The organism is Polyangium spumosum, from assembly GCF_009649845.1.
In the GTDB taxonomy this organism is placed as follows: domain Bacteria; phylum Myxococcota_A; class Polyangia; order Polyangiales; family Polyangiaceae; genus Polyangium; species Polyangium spumosum.
This window is the reverse complement of sequence record NZ_WJIE01000009.1, coordinates 193733-212334: the sequence shown is the minus strand read 5'-3', so window position 1 is coordinate 212334 and position 18602 is coordinate 193733. Positions and strand designations below refer to the sequence as shown.

Sequence of the window (18602 nt, the reverse complement as noted above, 5' to 3'; positions counted from 1 at the left end):
GAGCATAACGCGAGTCACGCCCCGGGGAGGAAGACTTCTGTCGTGATCGGCTGTTCGATGACGAAGGCCACGCTATGCTCCCGCCCTCTGCCGAAGGAGCGTTCCTCATGTCCGAGATTCAGAGCGTGATGGCCCGTGAGATCCTCGATTCCCGTGGCAACCCCACCGTGGAGGTCGAGGTCAGGACGACGAGCGGCCTGGGGCGCGCCGCGGTCCCGAGCGGGGCCTCCACGGGGGCGTACGAGGCCGTCGAGCTGCGCGACGGCGACAAGAAGCGGTACCTGGGCAAGGGCGTCTCGAAGGCGGTCCGCAACGTGGACACCGTCCTCGGCCCGGCCGTCGTGGGGATGGACGCCCTCGACCAGAGCGCGGTCGACAAGGTCCTCATCGACGCCGACGGCACCTCGAACAAGGGCAAGCTCGGCGCAAACGCGATCCTCGGCGTCTCGATGGCCGTGGCGCGCGCCGCGGCCGACACCGTGGGTCTGCCCCTCTGGCGGTACCTCGGCGGCGCCGCCGCGCGTGTGCTGCCGACGCCGCTCATGAACATCCTGAACGGCGGCGTGCACGCCGACAACGGCCTGGAAGTGCAGGAGTTCATGATCGTGCCTTACGGCGCGCCCTCGTTCGAGGAGGCGCTGCGCATGGGCGTCGAGATCTTCCACACGCTGAAGGGGATCCTGAAGAAGGGCGGGCACGTCACGGCCGTGGGCGACGAGGGTGGCTTCGCGCCGCGCCTCGCCACGAACGAGTCGGCGCTCGGGGAGGTCATGCGCGCGATCGAGGCGGCCGGCTACAAGCCCGGCGAGGACATCGGCCTCGCGCTCGACGCCGCGATGAGCGAGTTCTTCGACGCGGACAAGGGCCTCTACACCTTCGACAAGGGGCCGAAGACGCCCGAGGAGCTCGTCGCGATCTACGAGGACCTCTGCGCGCGTTACCCGATCGTCTCGATCGAGGACGGCTGCGCGGAGAACGACGACAAGGGCTGGAGGCTCATCTCGGAGAAGCTCGGCAAGAAGGTGCAGCTCGTCGGCGACGACCTCTTCGTCACGAACCCCGAGCGCCTCGCGCGTGGCATGTCCGAGGGAATCGCCAACGCCATCCTGATCAAGCTGAACCAGATCGGCACGGTCACCGAGACGCTCGACTGCATCCGCACCGCGGGCGAAGGCGGCTACCGCTCGATCATCTCGCACCGCTCCGGCGAGACCGAGGACACGTTCATCGCCGACCTCGCGGTCGCCACGAACGCGGGCCAGATCAAGACGGGCTCGTCCTCCCGCTCGGATCGCGTGGCCAAGTACAACCAGCTCCTGCGCATCGGCTTCGAGCTCGGCGAGGGACAGATGTTCGCCGCCAAGAAGCCCTTCAAGCGCTGAAGCGCGCACAAAAACGAAGCGCCCCGAAGCCATGCTCCGGGGCGCCTCCGTATCGGGCCGGCTCTCGCCGGACCCTCACGTCCTACCAGCGATCGCCGCGATCCCGACCGCCACGATCCCGGCCGCCGCCGCCGCCACGACCGCCGCGCCGATCGCCGCCGCCACGACCACCGCCGCCGCCGCCACGACCGCCGCCGCCACCACCGCCGCCGCCGCCGTAACCACCGCCGCCGCCGCCGCCCATGCCGCCGCCGCCGCCGCGGAAGCCACCACCACCGCCGCCGCCGCCCGGCGTGCGCTCACGCGCCTCGTTCACGGTCAGGGTGCGACCGTCCAGGCTCTTGCCGTGAAGCGCATCGATCGCCGCCTGCGCTTCCTTGTCGCCCGCCACGTCCACGAAACCGAACCCGCGCGATTGCCCCGTCACCCGATCGGTCATGACCTGGACACCCACCACCTCCACCCCGGCGGCCTGGAAAGCGCTGCGGACGCTCTCCTCGGTGGAATGGAAGGCCAAATTGCCCACGTACAGTCGCTTGCTCATCCTCAGACCACCCGATGCACGACCTCTCCTGACCTTCCCCGGAGGCGACCCGGGCCATGCATCGGATCGCTTCGAGACCACACAGACGAGCGACCGTCAGCCGATACAGATCGAGCGCGCGAGCAAAGCGGGCTGTCAGAGTTCGACGACGAACGGGCCTAGGGCAATCATGAGGCTAACGCCGCGGTCCCCAACACGCAAGCAACTATCGCGACGCGGGAAACGCCGGTTTCCGTAGCTGATCGCCGCGCGAGAGCCGTCCGTCCAGGGTAGGACGCGTCCGCTCCGGCGCGTCGCGCAGGCTGGTTTCGCGCGGGCGAAACGCGCACGATCACGCCACGAGCGGGCGGACGTGATAACGAAGCGGCGCCCCGCGACCTTCCGATCCCGGACCAACGCATCAGGGAGAGACCATGGCGTTCCAGAAGATCCTCGTGCCGATCGACTTCGAAGAGACCTCGCAGCGCGCGCTGGAGAGCGCGCTCGAGCTCGCCACGAAGCTCGGCGCCAAGGTGACCGTCGTTCACGTCTACAGCCTGCCCGTCTACAACTTCCCCGACGGGTCCTACATCCCCACGAGCGAGCTCGCCGAGAGCGTGCAGCAGGGCGCGCAAAAGCAGCTCGACGCCTTCGTCGAGGCGCAGCGAGCCCGCGGCGTCACGCTCGACGCCGTGCTGCGCGAGGGGCGCTCGGCCGACGAAATTTGCCGGACCGCGAAGGAGATCTCGGCCGATCTCATCGTGATGGGCACGCACGGCCGCGGCGCGATCGGCCGCGTGCTCCTCGGCAGCGTGGCCGTGGGCGTGCTCCGCCACGCCGAGGTCCCCGTGATGACGGTCCGCGCGACCGACACGTGACCCGTGTCTCAGCCGCGCGAGAGGGCGCGGATGGCCTGCATGCGCGAGTCTTTCTGATCCGGCGGCAGGAAGACCGACAGCGCCTGCTCGATCGAGCCGAGCGCGCGCGCGAGCTCCGAGGGGCTCATCGTCTCCGCCGTCACCCCCACGCGCGAACACGCGCGCTTGATGGTACCTCGGGCAAACACCTCCGAAAGACCACTGGCGGCAATCACCTTGTCGAAGAGTGTTTCCGGCGGGCTCATGTTCGGGGTGATTACGCTCGTTCCGTCAAGCCGTGGAACGTCGCGTTACGACGCCCGACGCCGGGGTCCACGTGTCCCTCGGCCTGGGCAAGCGCGATCAGGAGACGCGATGAAAGGGCGTGTGGGTTCCCACGCATCGCACTGATCACGTTCGAGGTGGTTACCAGAATCGCGGGGACGCCGCAACCCTGGAGACCTACACCACGTATCGACTGCAGATCACGGGGGAAATTGCAAGGCGGTCCGCACGTGGCGACGCGACCCGAGCGAGGGACGAACCCCCCCTTCGCGCCCCTCCGAGCACATTGTCGCATCTTTCCGATGCAACTTTCAAATCGGGGTTGCGGACGAGCTACGCGGCGCGCCATTCTCACGCTCGATTGAGCACGACCGTGGAGCTGGCCGAAGCCCGGCCGACGAGCCGCTCGAGGGCGCGAGGACAGCAGCTCGGCAAGCTCGGGTTGCGCGTCGCGGCAGGGTCCTACCTCCTGCTCATGGTGGCGCTGCCGGTCGCGACGCTCGCGCGGGAAGGACTCTCCCGCGGGCTCGGCGAGCTCGGTCGGGCCCTCGTCCACCCGGTCGCGCGCGCGGCCATCCTCCTGACCCTGCAGACGGCGCTCGTGATGGCCGCCGTCAACGCGGTGATGGGCACGCTCATCGCGTACGTGCTCGTCCGCTACCGGTTCCCCGGACGCAAGCTGCTCGACGTCCTCATCGACCTGCCCTTCGCCATCCCGACGCTCGTGACGGGCATGATGATCGTCACGCTCCTCGGGCCCCACGCCGCGCTCGGGCAGCTCTTCGAGGCGGCGGGTTTTCGCGTGGTCTACGCCCCGCCGGCGATCCTCCTCGCCCTGCTCTTCGTGACGCTGCCGCTCGTGGTGCGCACGGTGCAGCCAGTGCTGCACGAGCTCGACGGGGCCGACGAGGAGGCCGCCTACACGCTCGGCGCGAGCGAGTGGACGACGTTCCGGCGGGTGACGCTGCCCGCGATCGCGCCCGCCGTCGTCTCGGGCGCGCTGCAGAGCTTCGCGCGGGCCCTCGGCGAGTTCGGCTCGGTGGTCGTGGTGGCCGGCAACATCCCACGGCGGACGCTGACCGCGGCGGTGCACGTGTTCGGGGAGGTGGAGTCGGGCGACGTGCACGCGGCGAGCGCGATGTCGCTCGTGCTCGTGACGATCTCGTTCTGCGTGGTGCTCGTCGTCTCGGCGCGGCAGCGGGGGGCGCATGGCTGAACGAGCAGGCAGACCGAGGGCGGGCGTACGCGCCTCGTTGATCGCGGCGGCCGTGCTCTACGTGGGCGCGCTCGTGCTCTTGCCGGTCGGATCGCTCCTGCGCGGCGCGCTCGGGGGCGGGCTCGGGCCCGTCTTCGAGGTGCTCGCGCGGCCCGACGTGCTCTCCGCGCTCGGCATGACGGCCAGGCTCACGGCGCTCGCGGTCGTGGTGAACGGCGCGCTCGGGACGGCGCTCGCCTTCGTCCTCGTGCGGGATCGGTTCGTGGGAAAACGCGTGCTCTCCGCGCTCGTCGACGTGCCGTTTGCGCTCTCGCCGGTCGCGGTGGGCGTCGTCTTGCTCGCGCTCTTCGGCAAGGGCGGGCTGCTCCGGCCGATCGCGGACGCGCTCGGCGTGGAGGTCGTGTTCGCCTGGCCGGCGATGGCGATGGCGACGTCGTTCGTGACGTTGCCGTTCGTGGCGCGTGAGGTCGGGCCGGTGCTCGAGGAGATGGGCACGGATCAGGAGCTCGCCGCGTACACGCTCGGCGCGTCGCCGCTGACGACCTTCTTTCGCGTGACCCTGCCCGGCATCCGCTGGGGGCTCGCGTACGGCGCGACGCTGACGATGGCGCGCGCGATCGGCGAGTTCGGCGCGGTGCTGCTCGTGTCGGGCGGGGTCGCCGGGCAGACGGAGACGGCGACGGTCTTCGTGTACCGGGCGCTCGAAGATCGGGACGAGCGCGGCGCGTACGTGGTGGCGACGGTGCTCGCGCTCGCGTCGATCGGGCTGCTCTTGCTGCTCGACGTGGCGCGGCGGAAGCGCGGCTCGCGCGTGGAAGTCGAAGGAAAGGGAGGTTAGGCGCTCGTGGGTATCGTGGCGCGTGCGCTCGTGAAGCGGTTCTCCGGCGGCGGCGGCGCGCGCGCGGTCGACGACGTGTCGTTCGAGATCGGGACGGGCGAGCTCGTCGCGCTGCTCGGCCCGAGCGGCGGCGGCAAGACGACGGTGCTGCGGATCCTGGCGGGGCTCGAGGCGCCGGACGGAGGTCGCGTGCTCCTGCGCGGCGTGGACGTGACGTACCAGCGGGTGCAGGAGCGCAACATCGGCTTCGTGTTCCAGGGCTACGCCTTGTTCCGGCACATGACGGTGCGGGACAACGTGGCGTTTGGCCTGACGATCCGGCGGCGGCCGCGGGCGGAGATCGATCACGTGGTGAACGAGCTGCTCGCGCTGGTGCGGCTCTCGGAGCTCGGCGAGAGGTACCCGCACGAGCTCTCGGGCGGGCAACGGCAGCGCGTCGCGCTCGCCCGCGCGCTCGCGCCGGGCCCGAGCGTGCTCCTGCTCGACGAGCCGTTCGGCGCGCTCGACGCGAAGGTGCGGCTCGAGCTGCGCGAGTGGCTGCGGCGCCTGCACGAGGAGCGATCGATCACCACGGTGTTCGTCACGCACGACCAGGAAGAGGCGCTCAGCGTGGCGGATCGGGTGATCGTGATGAACCGCGGCAAGGTGGAGCAGATCGGCACGCCCGAGGACATCTACGATCGGCCGGCGACGGCGTTCGTCGCGGGCTTCGTGGGCTCGATCAACGAGCTCGAAGGCGAGGTGCGCGGCGGACGCGCGGCGCTCGGGAGCCTCGCGGCGGCGGCGCCGCCGGGCGCGGGGGACGGGACGAGCGTACGCGCGTTCGTCCGGCCGCACGACGTCGAGCTCGTGGGCGTGACGAGCCGCGTGGAGCGGCGCAGCAGCGTGGAGGTGGCGACCGCGCGGGTGGAGCGCCTCGTGCGGGTGGGCTTCATGGTGCGGATCGAGCTCCGGCTGGAAGACGGGCAACCGCTGACGGTGGAGCTCGCGAAGGATCGCGTGGCCGAGCTCGGGCTCGTGGAGGGCGAGGACGTGTTCGTGAACCTGCGCGAAGCCAAGCTCTTCGTGCAGGACTATTCGATCTAGGAGCAGGCGCGACGCGGACGCCGAGCGCTCGCTCGGCCTCGATCCGGGCTTGCGTCGGGTGCGCGCCTGCGCGGCGGGATCGAGGGCGCGGATGTGCTACGTTTTCCGGATGAATGGCTTCATGAGATCGAGCGCAGGGCACAGGGTGGGCGGCGACGATCGGCGCGGGGCGCGGTGGGCTCTCCTCGTCGGGGCGGTGATGGCCATGGGCACGTTCGGGTGTTCTTCCGTCGTGAGCGAGCACGACGTGGACGCGAACTTCACCGTCACCCCGCACGTCGACGGGACGTTCTTCTGGTGGAACGAGGTCACGCTCGACGGTGACGTCAACTCGTACGGCGCCGCGCGGCTCGGGTTCGTGCGTGTCTCCGTCGCGCCGCCCGCCGAGGACCTGACGTTCCTCGACCAGATCCTCGGCGAGGCCGTGACATCGACCGGGCGCACGCCGCTCGTCTCGAAGACGGACATCCCCGCGAAGGAGCCCGACCTCATCCTCGACGTGCTCCACGAAGGCGACGTGCGTCCCTTCTTCGAGGACGGCAAGAAGGTCCGCGTCGAGTGGACGGGTCGTACGAACCCGGACTTTCTGGCGTGGCCCCCGGGCGGCATCGAGGTCGACGTGAAAGTGCGGCTCGTCCTCGACTGAGCCGGCGGCTTTCGGCGTTCCGGACGATAGAGGTATCCTGCCGGGCAGGGAAAGGCGGATGCGGTCGAAGACGGGCATGGTTCGGTATGTCGCCCTCGGCGTCGGGGTCGCCGTGGCAGGCGCGGCGGGCATCGTCGCGTTCACGCGTGTCCCGCCCGAGCGCACGGCCGTCGCGGCGCCGCTCACCCTGAACATCAACCTCGAGCCGCCGAAGCTCGGTCCTCCGCGCTTCGCCGAGACGCTCGACGTCTCCACGTTCCAGCGCGGCAACCTGCACACGCACAGCAAGTGGAGCGACGGCGATCGTCCCCCGGAGGACGTGTATCGCTGGTATCGCGGCCACGGCTACACGTTCCTCGCCCTCACCGATCACGAGAACCGCGTCAGCCCGAAGACGTTCGCCGCGCTCGAACGGAAGGACTTCCTCATCCTCGCGGGCGAAGAGGTCACGATGCTGGCGGAGGGCAAACCCGTCCACGTCAACGGCCTCTGCACGAAAAAGACGATCGGCGGCGGCAAGTTCAAGACGAAGCAGAAGGCGCTGCTGCACGGCGTGAGCCGCGTGCACGCGCAGGGCGGCGTCGCCCTCGTGAACCACCCGAACTTCGACTGGGCGCTCACGCTGGACGACGTGCGCGTCACGCGCGGCGCGGAGCTGCTCGAGATCTGGAGCGGTCACCCCTTCGTGAACACGGAGGGCAACGCGGAGCGGCCGTCCCACGAGGCCGTGTGGAACACGCTGCTCGACGAGGGATGGTCGATCGCGGGCGTTGCGGTCGACGACGCCCATCACTACGGCGCGACGACGAAGCCAGGCGTGAAGCCGGCGCGGCCCGGGAAAGGCTGGGTCCAGGTCTTCGCGGAGCGGCTGGATCGAGCGCTCATCTGCGAGGGGCTCGCGAAAGGACGGCTCTACGCGTCGTCGGGCGTGACGCTCACGCGCATCCGCGTGACGGGGAACAAGCTCAGCGTGTGGCCGGAAGAAGAAGGCGCGGTCGTCACGTTCATCGGCGGCGGCGGCAAGGAGCTCGCGAAGATCGAGCGAGGGCCCGAGGGCGACGCGACGTACGAGCTCCGCGGAGACGAGCGCTGGGTGCGCGCGCGCGTGGCGATGCCGGACGGGAAGATGGCCTGGACGCAGGCGTATCGAGTCGTTCGGTAAAACGTTTTTTGGGACGAACGCACCGTTCGTCGTGACGATCAGGAGCGCGGCTGGCCCTTGCGGCGCGCGAGGAGGATCTCGGCCGCCGTGAGCGCGCGGGGCTGCGGCGGACCGGCAGGAGGCGCGCCCTGGGGCGGGTGCGGGGCCGCGGTCGGGGCGTGCGCCTGGGGCCGCGTCGCGGCCGGCGGAGGCTGCGCGAGCGCGGCGGCCGAGGCCGCGGGCAGCGGGGCCTCGCGGGCGGCGCGGTCGCGGGCGGCGCGCTCTTTCGCCTGGAGGAGCGCGCCCACGACGGCGTCGGGCGAGCGCGGATCGGGGCGCGCAGGGGCCTCGGCGGAGGGCTTCGCGCGCAGGGCCTCACGCGTGCGGGCGGCCCAGGCGAGGACGGGCTCCGGCAAGGCGAAGCGACGCGCCGCCACTGCGAGGAGGAGCGCGAAGCCGGCCATCGCGATCAGGATGGGCGTGATGTCCTGGTAGGAGAAGCGCCGCGCGGCGCGGTCGCCGAAGATGCCGGCGAGCGTGTCGCGGCGCTTGCCGCCGGTGAGGTCCGCGATGCGGCCGAGGAGCGCGGCGTCCGAGCCCGTGGGCCGGAGCTCCTCGCCCGCCGTGAGCGCCGCGCCCGCCGTGCCGACGACGTCGCCCGACTGCTCGTCCTTGGCGATCGCGATGTACGTGCCAGGGCGCGAGAGCGGGATCGACGCGGCGTACGCGCCGGCGCCGGTGGCCTCGAGCGCCGTCTCGCGGACGAAGCCGTCGGGCCCGGCGACACGCACCATCAAGCGGCGGAACGACTGCGCGCGGCCGTCGTCGCCGACGACCGTGGCCCGCACGTGCAGCTCGCCGCCCGAGGCGTCGGCCTCGACACGCACGCGGCCGTCTTCGCCCTTGCGGGTGAGGTCACGCGCGAGCTGCCCGACGAGGCGCGCCGCGCCCGGCCACGTCGTCCAACGGCTGCCCCAGCGATCCTTGAGGTCACTCGTGAAGGCGCCCGCGCGACCGACGCCCGCCGACCACACCGCGAGGATCGGATCGCCCTCGGGGCCGGTCAAAAGCACGCTCGCGCGGCCCTTGGGGATCGTCACGACGTACCCGTCGAGCGAGGGCGCCTCGTCGAGCGGCACGCCCGAGAGGATCGGGGACGGCGCGCTGCGCGAGGCGCGGAACTCCTTCTCCACGATCGACGAGCGCGCGGCGAGGATCGTCTCCTGCGTGAAGACGGCGGGCAGGCGGTTGGCGTCCTCGATGAGGTAGAAGCGGCCGCTGCCGAGGCGCGAGAGCGTCTCGAGCTCGGGCACGTCGCCGCCGTTGCCGAGGGCGACGACGCTCGTGGTGATGCCGGCGCGAAGCGCGTTCGAGACCATCGTGCGGCACGGGCCCATCTGCTCGGCGTCGGAGCCGTCGGCGAAGAGGAGCACGTGCTTGAGGTTGACCTTCTCCTTCGCGAGCGCGGCGTACGCGGCCTCGAGCGTGATGTCGACGAGGATGCCGCCTCCGCCGGGGCCCACGCCGCGGATCGCTCGGTCGATCCCGGCCTTGTCGCTCACCGGGCCGAGCGGGACGCTCCAGTTGACCGCGGTGTCGACGTGCAGGACGCCGAGCCGATCGCCGGCGCCGAGCAACGCGGCGCTGCGCGCGGCCGCCTCGTTGGCGAGCTCGAGCTTCGTGTGCGCGCCGGCCGAGGCCGCCATCGAGCCGGAGATGTCGATCCCGATCACCTCGGCGAGGCTGGCGCGGCGCCGCTCTTGTTTGAGGTCGAACGATACGGGCGAGACCTCTTCGATCGGCGTACGCGCATACCCGCCCGGCCCGAGGCTGCGATCCCCGCCCATGAGGAGCAGGCCGCCGCCGAGGTCACGCACGTAACTCGCGAGCGCGTCGATCTGGCCGGGCGATAGATCCGAGGCGCGCACGTCGCCCATCACGACGAGGTCGTAGCCGACGAGGCCCGCGAGATCCGCGGGCACGCTGCTCGTCGAGCCCTCGTCCACCCTGAAGGCCGCGGCCTCGAGCGCCCGCGCGAGGAAGCCGGTCTTGCCCGCGTCGCCGTCGAGCACGAGCGCCGAGGCCTGACCCCGCACGCGCATGAACGCGCTGCCGGCGTTGTCCTCCGGGGATTGATCGAGCGCCGGATCGGCCGCCGTGATCTCCACGTCGTAGCGGTGGAAGCCCGGGCCGGGCGCCTTCTCGCGGATGCGCAGGACGTCCTCACCCGCGGCGATCTTCGCGCCCGCCTCGGCGATGAGCTCGCCGTCGCGCCGGAGCCGGATCTGGATCGCGGCGGGGCTCGGCGACGAGGTCACGAGGCGCAGATCGATGGGCTCGCCCTCGTCGGCGCGTGTCGGCGCCCGGAGCGCGACCACGCGGATGTCGGGGATCGAGCGCTGCTCGAGCGGCACCACGTCGACCGGGATCTCCGCCGCGACGGCCGCCGCGGCCGCGGCCATGGTGTCGCCGCGCGTGACCACGCCGTCCGAGAGCATCACGATCCGCGCGGCGCTGTCGGCGGGGACCTCGGCCAGCGCGCGCCGGATCGCCGCGCCGAGGTCGGTCCCGTCGCGCCCCACCGAGACGCGTTGCGGCGCGGGCAGGTCCGACTTCGGCCGCGGCGGGTCCTCCGTGGCCGCGTCCGCGCCGAAGATGATCGTCCCGATCCGATCCTCCTCGCGCATCCCGAGCTCGGCGACCGCGAGCTCCTGCTTGATGCGTTGCTCCGCGCTCGGGACGAGGTCGATCGAGCGGCTGCGATCGATCGCCACGAGCACCGTGAGCCTGTCGAGCGGCCGGCCGAGCTCGGGGCCCGCGGCGGCCATGGCCGCGATGAACGTGGCGAGCTGGGCGAGCAGATCCCCGAGCCGCGTGCGGAAGGGGCCCTGGTTTGTCCAGCCGGTCGCCATGCGGTAGGCGACGAACGTGGTCGACGCGAGCACGAGCAGCGTGATCTGCGGCCGCGCGAGGCGCAGATAACCGCCGGGGACGAGGCCCGTCCAGACGAGGCCCACGTAGAGCGCCGGCAGCGCGCCCAGGATCATCCCCGCGAGCAGGACCTTGCGCTTCGTGAGCGCCGCCGCGCGGATCACCCAGCGCGCGACGAGGACGAACACGAAGAGGCCCAAGGCCACGACGACGAAGGGCAGGTACGGGCGCAGATGGCTCGGAATCACGCCGCGGCCCTCCTCTCCGGCGCCGGCGGTCGCTTCGGCTCGGCGGGCGCGGTGGGCGCGAGGCGGGGCTTGCGCGTCAGGTACCAGACGTCGAAGACCACGAAGCCGAGAGCCACGAGCGCGAGCACCCAGCCCCACTCGTTGTGCGCGTCGGGCTCCGCGCCCGCGGCCGTCACCTTGACCGCGTCCGCGCCCGATCCGGCCGGGGCCATCACGCTGCCGAGGTCACTCTCGGCCGCGCTCGTCAGGTTCGCCGGGGCCACGAACGAGCCGGCCTCGGGGCCCTGCCACGCGAGCTGGTAGAGGCCGACCTTCGAGATCTCCGGCACGACCGCGAGCCCGCCGCGCAGCGACACGTCGAGCCTGTCGCCGGTCGGGCCTTTCACCTCCACGTCCTTCGCCGACGCGGGCAAACGCACGCGCAAGGGCTCGCCCGCGCGCGCGGGACCCGTGATGCCGTGCGCGCGGTGGATACGCGCCTGCTCGAGCAGGTTGCGCATGAAGAGCACGAAGCTCGCCTTGAGCGGCCAGTCGCTGTCGCCGACGTCGAAGCCGAGCAGCGTGCCCGTGCGCGTCGGCGTGGAGATGTCGGTCGCGATCGTGCCGTCCTGCGTGCGGATGAGCTCCTGCGTCGGACCCTCGGGCTTGAGCGCGGCCGCGCGTGAGATCGACACGCCGTCGAGCGAGAGGAACCGCATGCGCGCGTCGCCGCTCTCCCACGACGTGATCGCCGGGCTCTCGAGCGTCCTGCCGACCACCGTGCCGAAGCAACGACCCGGCGGCGGCGCGACGATCAGGAGGTCCCCGCCCGGCACGAAGTCCGGGCACGCCCCCTCCACCACGACGAACGAATCCATCTCGACCGCGCCCGGCTTGCCGAGCTCCGCCACCGACATCGTCTTCAGCGTCGTCGCCGGATCACTCACGATCGCCCGCTCGATCCACGGCGAGATGTTCTGCGGATCGGGCGCCACGTACGCGACGGGCAGTTTGTCCCCGGCCGGCACGCGCGCGAAGGCCATGTCGTCGACCTCCATCGCGTCGTGCGGCGCGATGTCGAAGAGGAGCCCGCGCCGGTAGTCACCCGGCGCCGGGAGGAAATCGAGCACCACGGCCTGACGTTCACCCGGCGCGACCAGGATCTTCCGCGAGGCGAGGATGTCCGACGCGTTGTCCTCGCGCATCGTCACGTAGAGCTCGCGCGGCGCCTTGCCGAAGTTCGCCACCACGAGGAAGGCCTGCACCTGCTCGCGCTTCAGCGTCGGCTCGATCCCCGACCGCACGTCGACGCGCACGATGGCCGCGTTCTCCACCGGCGTGCCCACGGTGATCACCTCGATCGGCAAGGACGCGCCCGAGAGCGCCGTCGGGGCCGCGAGGTTGCCGTCCGTGATCACCACGATCCTCCGCGATCCCCCGAGCTGCCTGAGCCGATCCACCGCGAGCGCCACGGCCGCGCCGAGGTCGCCCTCCACGTCGTGCACGCGCAGCGCCTTCAGCGCGGCCTTGAGCCGCACCACGTCGCGATCGAGAGGCGCCACCACGCGCGCGTCGCGCCCCGCTTCGAGCAGGAGCGCGTCGCTGCCCGGGCCGAGCGACGACAGGATGTCCTCCGCCACCTTGCGCGCGAGCTCCATCCGCGACTTCGTCTCCGCCCCGGCCGCGCTCTCGGCCGACATCGACGCGCTCGCGTCCACGATGATCGCGAGGTGATCCCCCGTGATCGCCCGGCCCCGCGTCGCCGGGCGCGCGAGGGCGAACGCGAGGAGCAGCAGCGCGAGCGCCTGCAGGATCAGCGGCACCTGCGCGATGAGCTTCTGGAAGGGCGAGCGCGCGATGAGGTCGCGCTTGGCCGAGGCCCAGAGCCACGTCGAGGCGACGCGCTTCTTCTTGCGCCGCACCTTCAGGATGTAGAGCACGACCAGCGGGCCGAGCAGCCCGAGGAGCGCGAGCCCCTTCGGCGCGAGCAGATCGAGCGGCGAGGACATCCTAATCGATGCTCCTCGACACGATCCTTCGGACCGCGCTCTCCAGGGGTTCGTCCGTACGAACCCGCACGTACGTCGCGCGCAGCCGCTTCGCCATTTGCCTGAGCTCCTCGCAGAGGCCCGCGAACCGGAGCACGTACGCCTCGATCGCCGCGGCATCCATGGTCACCTCGACGACCGCGCCGGTCTCGGCGTCCTCGAGCGCCCAGTCGCCCTCGTATGGGGGCTCGATCTCCTCGGGCGCGACGACCTGCACGAGCACGAGATCGTGGCCCGCGGCCGCCGCGCGCGCGAGCGCCGGGCCGAGCGGACCGCCGTCGAGGAAATCGGAGACGACGAGGAGCATGCCTGCACGCTTGTTCTTTTGTATCAGCCGATCGATGGCGCGGGCGAGATCCGTCCCGCCGCCCGGCGTGATCGCCCCGAGCGCGCGCAGCAGCGACGGCAGCCCGCTCCGGCCTCGCACCGGCGTCTCTTCGCGCTGGATCCCCTCCCCTGCCGAGATCACCTGCGCCCGCTCCGAGGCCGCGAGGGCCATGTACCCGAACGCCGCGGCGATGCGGCACGCGGCCTCGAACTTCGGCGGCTCGCCGAAATCCAAGCTCGCCGACGTGTCCACGAGCAGCCGCACGATGACGTCTTCCTCGGCGCGAAAGAGCTTCAGCACCGGCTCGTCGGTGCGCGCGTAGGCGGCCCAGTCGATGCGGCGCAGGTCGTCGCCGGGGCTGTAGGGCCTGTGCTCCTGGAACTCGGCCGAGCCGCCGCGCCGCCGCGCCGCGTGTTCGCCCGAGGCGCCCGAGCGCGCGCGGATCTCGAGCCGCCGCCTGAGCACCTCGAGCTCGCGAACAAAAGCCGGATCGAGGAGCCGGGAGGGGATCCCCGGACGAGTCTCCTGCATCCGAGCCCTTCTGGCCCAGCGCCGCCGCGGCGTCGAGAGCGTCGCGCACCACGCCCTCGGGCCCAGGACCACGCCACCTCCGTGGCCCGGTTCACAAACATGTGGTTTGCGCAACAATCAAAGGAAGAAGAGGTGGTAACAACATTTACCATACCGCGTCAGCGTAGTTTTTCGCTTACACTGAGCGGTCGAACGGCTTCTTGCGAAAGGGAGTTGGCCATGCTCGAGCGGCGGAGATCGAGACCTCATTGGTTCGCGTGGGTGGCATTGGCCGCGATCGGGTGTGGTGGCGGCGGTGACATCTCGAGCGGGGCCGGCGCGTCGACCCAGGCCGGGAGCGGCGGCAACGGCGGCATCATGGCCGGCTCCGGCGGCAACGGCGGCGCAGGCGGCGCAGGCGGTGCGGGCGGCTTCGGCGGCGCGGGCGGGCTCGGAGGTGCGGGCGGCATCGGCGGCGCGGGCGGCGCAGGCGGCGCGGGCGGCATCGGCGGCGCAGGCGGGCTCGGAGGTGCGGGCGGCGCAGGCGGCGCAGGCGGCATCGGCGGCTCCGGCGGCGCAGGCGGCATCGGCGGCGTCATGGCCGGCAGCGGTGGCTTCGGCGGCGTCGGCGGCATGGGCGGCGGCGTGATGGCCGGCACCGGCGGCATGGGCGGCATGGCCGGCACCGGCGGCATGGCCGGCACCGGCGGCATGGGCGGTCAGACGCCCGAATGCGTGAGCAACGCCGATTGCGACGACGCCATCGGGTGTACCGTCGACACGTGCGTCTCCGGCGCATGCGTCAACACGCCGAGCCGCGCGGCCTGCGACAACGGCCAGTTCTGCGACGGCGTCGAGACCTGCGACCCCTCGAACGGCGATCCCGTCACCGGCTGCACGCCGAGCTCCGGATCGCCCTGCGACGACGGCATCTCGTGCACCGTCGACACCTGCAACGAGCAGTTCGACGGCTGCATGAACATGCCGAGCGACAGCCTCTGCGACGACAACGTCGCCTGCAACGGCGTCGAGACGTGCGGCGTGCTCGGGTGCAAGGCAGGGACGCCGCTCGACTGCGACGACGGCGTCGCCTGCACCGACGACTTCTGCGACCAGGCCTCCGGCGGCTGCAAGCACGTCGAGAACGACGGCAAGTGCACGGACGGCCTGTTCTGCAACGGCGCCGAGACCTGCGACAAACTCGCCGGCTGCAAGCCCGGCGCGCCCGTCGACTGCAACGACGGCATCACCTGCACGACCGACGGCTGCGACGAGGCCACCGATGGCTGCACGAACGCGCCGAGCAACGTGGCCTGCGACGACGGCGCCTTCTGCAACGGCGTCGAGACCTGCGCGGCGGGCGTCGGCTGCCAGCCCGGGACGCCGGTCGTCTGCAACGACAACCTCTCCTGCACGGCCGATAGCTGCGACAACGGGCAACAGAAGTGCGTCTTCTTGCCGAACCACGCGGCCTGCCAGGACGGCCAGATCTGCAACGGCGTCGAGTCGTGTGACCCGATCGGCGGCGCCGCCGGCACGGGCTGCAAGGCCGGCACGGCCGTGATCTGCGCGTCCGACGGCATCGCCTGCACGAACGAGGCCTGCCAGGAGCCAAACGGCGCCTGCACCTCGACCGCGGACAGCAGCAAGTGCCCCGCGGGAGAGCTCTGCGTGCCCCAGATCGGCGGCTGCACGACGGCCCAGCCCTGCACGACGGACGCCGAGTGCAGCGACGGCGACGCGTGCAACGGCGTCGAGTACTGCGACGTCGTCTGCAAGGCGAGCGCGCCCGTCAACTGCAACGACGGCGTGCCCTGCACCGCCGACGCCTGCGACCCGCAGACGGGCGCGTGCACGAACACGCCGAACGACGACGTCTGCAACGACGGCTTCACCTGCAACGGCGTCGAGACCTGCAACCCGCTCGTCGGCTGCATGGGCGGCACGCCCGTCGACTGTGACGACGGCGTCGCGTGCACCTACGACCAGTGCAGCGACCCCACGGGCACCTGCGCGCACTTCCCGCAGGACTTCATCTGCGACGACGGCCTCTTCTGCAACGGCACCGAGACCTGCTCGGCGACCGGCTGCAACGCGGGCTCGCCGCCCGTCTGCAACGACGGCATCGCCTGCACGAGCGACGTCTGCGACCCGATCCTCGACGCCTGCAAGGGCATCCCGAACAACGGCCTCTGCGGCTGCGGCGAGACGTGCGACCCCGCGCAGGGCGGCTGCGGCAACTTCTGCCAGCCCGCGACCTGCCAGGGGAAGACCTACGCCTGCGGCGACTGCATCGACAACGACGGCGACTGCAAGACCGACGCGGCCGACGAGCAATGCCTCGGCCCCTGCGACAACACCGAGGACAGCTTCTACGGCGGCATCTCCGGCCAGAACAACTCGCCCTGCAAGTCCGATTGTTACTTCGATCAGGACACCGGCGCGGGCAACGACGATTGCTTCTGGAGCCACAAGTGCGACCCGCTCTCCGTCGCCCCCGACTACCCGCCGGAGGGCAGCCAGTGCGCGTACAACCCGAGCACGAGCATCCCGGGCTACGGCGGCACGTGCGCCCAGGCATTCCAGTCGCAATCGCAGGCCTGCCTCGATTATTGCGGCCCGCTGACGCCGAACGGCTGTGACTGCTTCGGCTGCTGCGCCCTGCCCGGCCTGCCTTACACGGTCTGGCTCGGCTCGGAGAACCCCTCCGGCACGGGGAGCTGCAACATCAACACGATCAACGATCCGTCGATGTGCAAGCCGTGCACGCAGGTCACCGCCTGCCTCAACACCTGCGAGGACTGCGAGGTCTGCATCGGCAAGCCGGACCTGCCGCCCGAATGCGTGGAGCAGTCCTGCCCGGTCGGCGTGCAGAAGTGCGGCCAGCCCGGCCAGGATCCTTGCCCCGCCGGCGAGAGCTGCATCACCGGCTGCTGCTACCCGAACCCCACCCTGATCCCCTGAAACGATCCCGAAGGGGCGAGCGCCAAACGCGTGGCCCTCGCCCCCTCGCGCCTCGTCACGGCCCCGTGATCGCGAGCTGCACGAGGTCGTTCACGATGTTCGGCGCGATGCCGTTCAGCATGTTCTCGTACCCAGGCCAGATCAGGTTGCCGCTCCCGTCGACCTGGATGCCGTCCGGCCCGACGAACGAGGGCAGGCCGTGGTTCGTCAAGAGAACCACGACGAGGTCACGCGAAGGATCCGGGTCGACCGTGAGGAACGTGCCGGCGCCGCCGATCTTCGACACCGCCGACGGCGACGCGTAGAGCCCGGTGACCACGTGCGCCCCGGGGTCGGCGTCGGCGAGCTCCCAGCCGTAGCTCTTGTTCGCGAAGAGCAGGTCGTCGAGCCAGCTCGACGTCGCGCCGTGGATGCCGAGCGGCGCGCCCGAGGCGTCCTTCGTCTGCAGGTCGATCGTCGCCTCGACGAGCGCCGGGGACGCGAGCAGCTCGATGTCACACGTCCACATCCAGGGCGTGCAGTAACCCCAGCCCGGATAGCCCACGACGCGCGCCCCGCGGTTCAGGAACATCTGCCCGAAGAGCGCCAGATCCCAGGCCGTCGAGAAGGCCCCGTCGCAGCCCGTCGCCGCGTGCGTGTGCGACTCGATCCAGGCGTCCTGCTCGTCCGCCGTCTCGCCCCGCAAGTACCTCGGCGCGCCGTTCGTCTCGCGCACGGACGAGTATCCCGTGCCGGCGAACCGGAGCGCCTTGCTCGGCATGTTGACGAGCGGCTGCCAGGCCGTGTCCTTCATGCCGAGCGGCCCGGTGAGCCGCTCCTGCACGAGCTCGTCGAGCGGCAGCCCGCCCGCGGCCTCGAGGACGCGGCCGAGCAGGCGGTAGCCGATGTCGCTGTAGAAGACCATCGTCCCCGGCGTGGCGACGAGGCCCTCGGCGAGCATCGTGCCCCAGGGATCGGGGTCGCCGACGAGCGAGGCGGCGGCGTCGATCGAGTGGCCCGAGGTGAACCGGACGAGGTCACGCACGAGCACGCCCGATTTTTCCGGCGTGTTGAACTCCGGCAGGTAGTTCGCCACCGGCGCCGAGAGGTCGAGCAGCCCCTGGTCGTGGAGGTCCACCGCGATGTACGCGGTGAAGGTCTTGGTGATCGACTGCAGGTCGAAGATGGCGTCGCGCGACATCGACGGGTTCTCGGCGGCGGGGCCCGCGAAGTTGCCGTCACGGCGGCCATAGGCGCGGTGAAGGACGACCTTGCCGTGGCGCGCGACGAGGAGCACCGCCCCGTCGATGACGCCGGCGTTCACCACGTCGCGTACGTGGTCGGAGGCCGCGTCGAGGGTGCAGGCGTCCATGTTCACCTGCCCGGGCGACGAGCCGTACTGCAAGACATAGGGGCGCGTCGAGCTCGATGCCGTGGCGAAGGAGAGAGCCGGCGTCACGAGGATCGAGCTGAAGAGCGCCGCGAAAGCGAGTTGTTTCATGATTCCTCCATCGAGGGAGAAAGGACCGTGAAGATCCCAGGGTGATGCGGATCGTGGCGGCGCTCGATACGTGTCGTGCGCAGGGACGACGCCGGGTCCGTGCTCCGTCGCCATGTCCCCGAGACGTCCGGCGTGGGGAC

At 71.2% G+C, this 18602-nt stretch carries 14 protein-coding genes; 8 read left to right on the top strand and 6 right to left on the bottom strand.

All coding sequences use genetic code 11. From position 1 onward, the window contains the following. Positions 1-107 precede the first annotated feature (107 nt). Positions 108-1382 carry a phosphopyruvate hydratase gene (gene eno, locus GF068_RS28755; RefSeq protein ID WP_153822688.1) on the top strand — a complete coding sequence of 425 codons (1275 nt, stop codon included), beginning with the start codon at positions 108-110 and terminating at the stop codon, positions 1380-1382. Between the two features lie 82 nt (positions 1383-1464). Here the strand turns inward: eno and GF068_RS28750 are convergent, their stop codons facing one another. Beyond that, on the bottom strand, positions 1465-1926 hold the full coding sequence (locus GF068_RS28750; RefSeq protein ID WP_153822687.1) for an RNA recognition motif domain-containing protein: 462 nt from the start codon (positions 1924-1926) through the stop codon (positions 1465-1467). Positions 1927-2339: 413 nt separating this feature from the next. On the opposite strand from GF068_RS28750, the gene GF068_RS28745 reads away from it, so the two are divergent. Next, on the top strand, positions 2340-2783 hold the full coding sequence (locus GF068_RS28745) for a universal stress protein (protein ID WP_153822686.1): 444 nt from the start codon (positions 2340-2342) through the stop codon (positions 2781-2783). An 8-nt stretch (positions 2784-2791) separates the two neighbouring features. Here the strand turns inward: GF068_RS28745 and GF068_RS28740 are convergent, their stop codons facing one another. After that, positions 2792-3028 (bottom strand): hypothetical protein, encoded by a 237-nt coding sequence (locus GF068_RS28740; protein WP_136927744.1) that lies wholly within the window; start codon positions 3026-3028, stop codon positions 2792-2794. A gap of 392 nt (positions 3029-3420) precedes the next feature. Between GF068_RS28740 and cysT the strand changes: the two genes are divergently transcribed. From cysT to GF068_RS28715, 5 genes are all read left to right on the top strand, one after another. Further along, positions 3421-4263, top strand: coding sequence for a sulfate ABC transporter permease subunit CysT (gene cysT, locus GF068_RS28735; protein ID WP_206079575.1), 843 nt, complete (start codon positions 3421-3423; stop codon positions 4261-4263). Continuing rightward, on the top strand, positions 4256-5101 hold the full coding sequence (locus GF068_RS28730; RefSeq protein ID WP_153822685.1) for a sulfate ABC transporter permease subunit: 846 nt from the start codon (positions 4256-4258) through the stop codon (positions 5099-5101). The genes cysT and GF068_RS28730 overlap by 8 nt, the downstream gene beginning before the upstream one ends. 6 nt (positions 5102-5107) lie before the next feature. After that, positions 5108-6187, top strand: a complete 1080-nt coding sequence (locus tag GF068_RS28725) for a sulfate/molybdate ABC transporter ATP-binding protein (RefSeq protein ID WP_338046608.1) — start codon at positions 5108-5110, stop codon at positions 6185-6187. A 121-nt stretch (positions 6188-6308) separates the two neighbouring features. Beyond that, a complete protein-coding gene (locus GF068_RS28720; RefSeq protein WP_153822684.1) occupies positions 6309-6833 on the top strand; it encodes a hypothetical protein in 525 nt (174 codons plus the stop codon). 58 nt (positions 6834-6891) lie between these two features. Beyond that, on the top strand, positions 6892-7995 hold the full coding sequence (locus GF068_RS28715; protein WP_153822683.1) for a PHP domain-containing protein: 1104 nt from the start codon (positions 6892-6894) through the stop codon (positions 7993-7995). 38 nt (positions 7996-8033) lie between these two features. On the opposite strand, the gene GF068_RS28710 is transcribed toward GF068_RS28715, so the two are convergent. The 3 genes from GF068_RS28710 to GF068_RS28700 are packed head-to-tail and all read right to left on the bottom strand — an operon-like array spanning position 8034 to position 14039. Continuing rightward, positions 8034-11153 (bottom strand): VWA domain-containing protein, encoded by a 3120-nt coding sequence (locus GF068_RS28710; RefSeq protein ID WP_338046607.1) that lies wholly within the window; start codon positions 11151-11153, stop codon positions 8034-8036. Beyond that, positions 11150-13141, bottom strand: a complete 1992-nt coding sequence (locus GF068_RS28705; protein WP_153822682.1) for a vWA domain-containing protein — start codon at positions 13139-13141, stop codon at positions 11150-11152. Before GF068_RS28705 ends, GF068_RS28710 begins: the two co-directional genes overlap by 4 nt. 1 nt (position 13142) lies before the next feature. Continuing rightward, positions 13143-14039, bottom strand: coding sequence for a DUF58 domain-containing protein (locus tag GF068_RS28700; protein WP_153822681.1), 897 nt, complete (start codon positions 14037-14039; stop codon positions 13143-13145). A 261-nt stretch (positions 14040-14300) separates the two neighbouring features. Between GF068_RS28700 and GF068_RS44455 the strand changes: the two genes are divergently transcribed. Next, entirely contained in the window at positions 14301-16982 is a 2682-nt protein-coding gene (locus tag GF068_RS44455) for a hypothetical protein (protein WP_153822680.1), read from the top strand. Positions 16983-17037: 55 nt separating this feature from the next. Here the strand turns inward: GF068_RS44455 and GF068_RS28690 are convergent, their stop codons facing one another. Further along, the gene (locus GF068_RS28690; protein ID WP_170319736.1) at positions 17038-18462 is read right to left on the bottom strand and encodes a serine hydrolase domain-containing protein; all 1425 of its coding nucleotides are present in this window, start codon (positions 18460-18462) and stop codon (positions 17038-17040) included. Between the last annotated feature and the right edge of the window lie 140 nt (positions 18463-18602).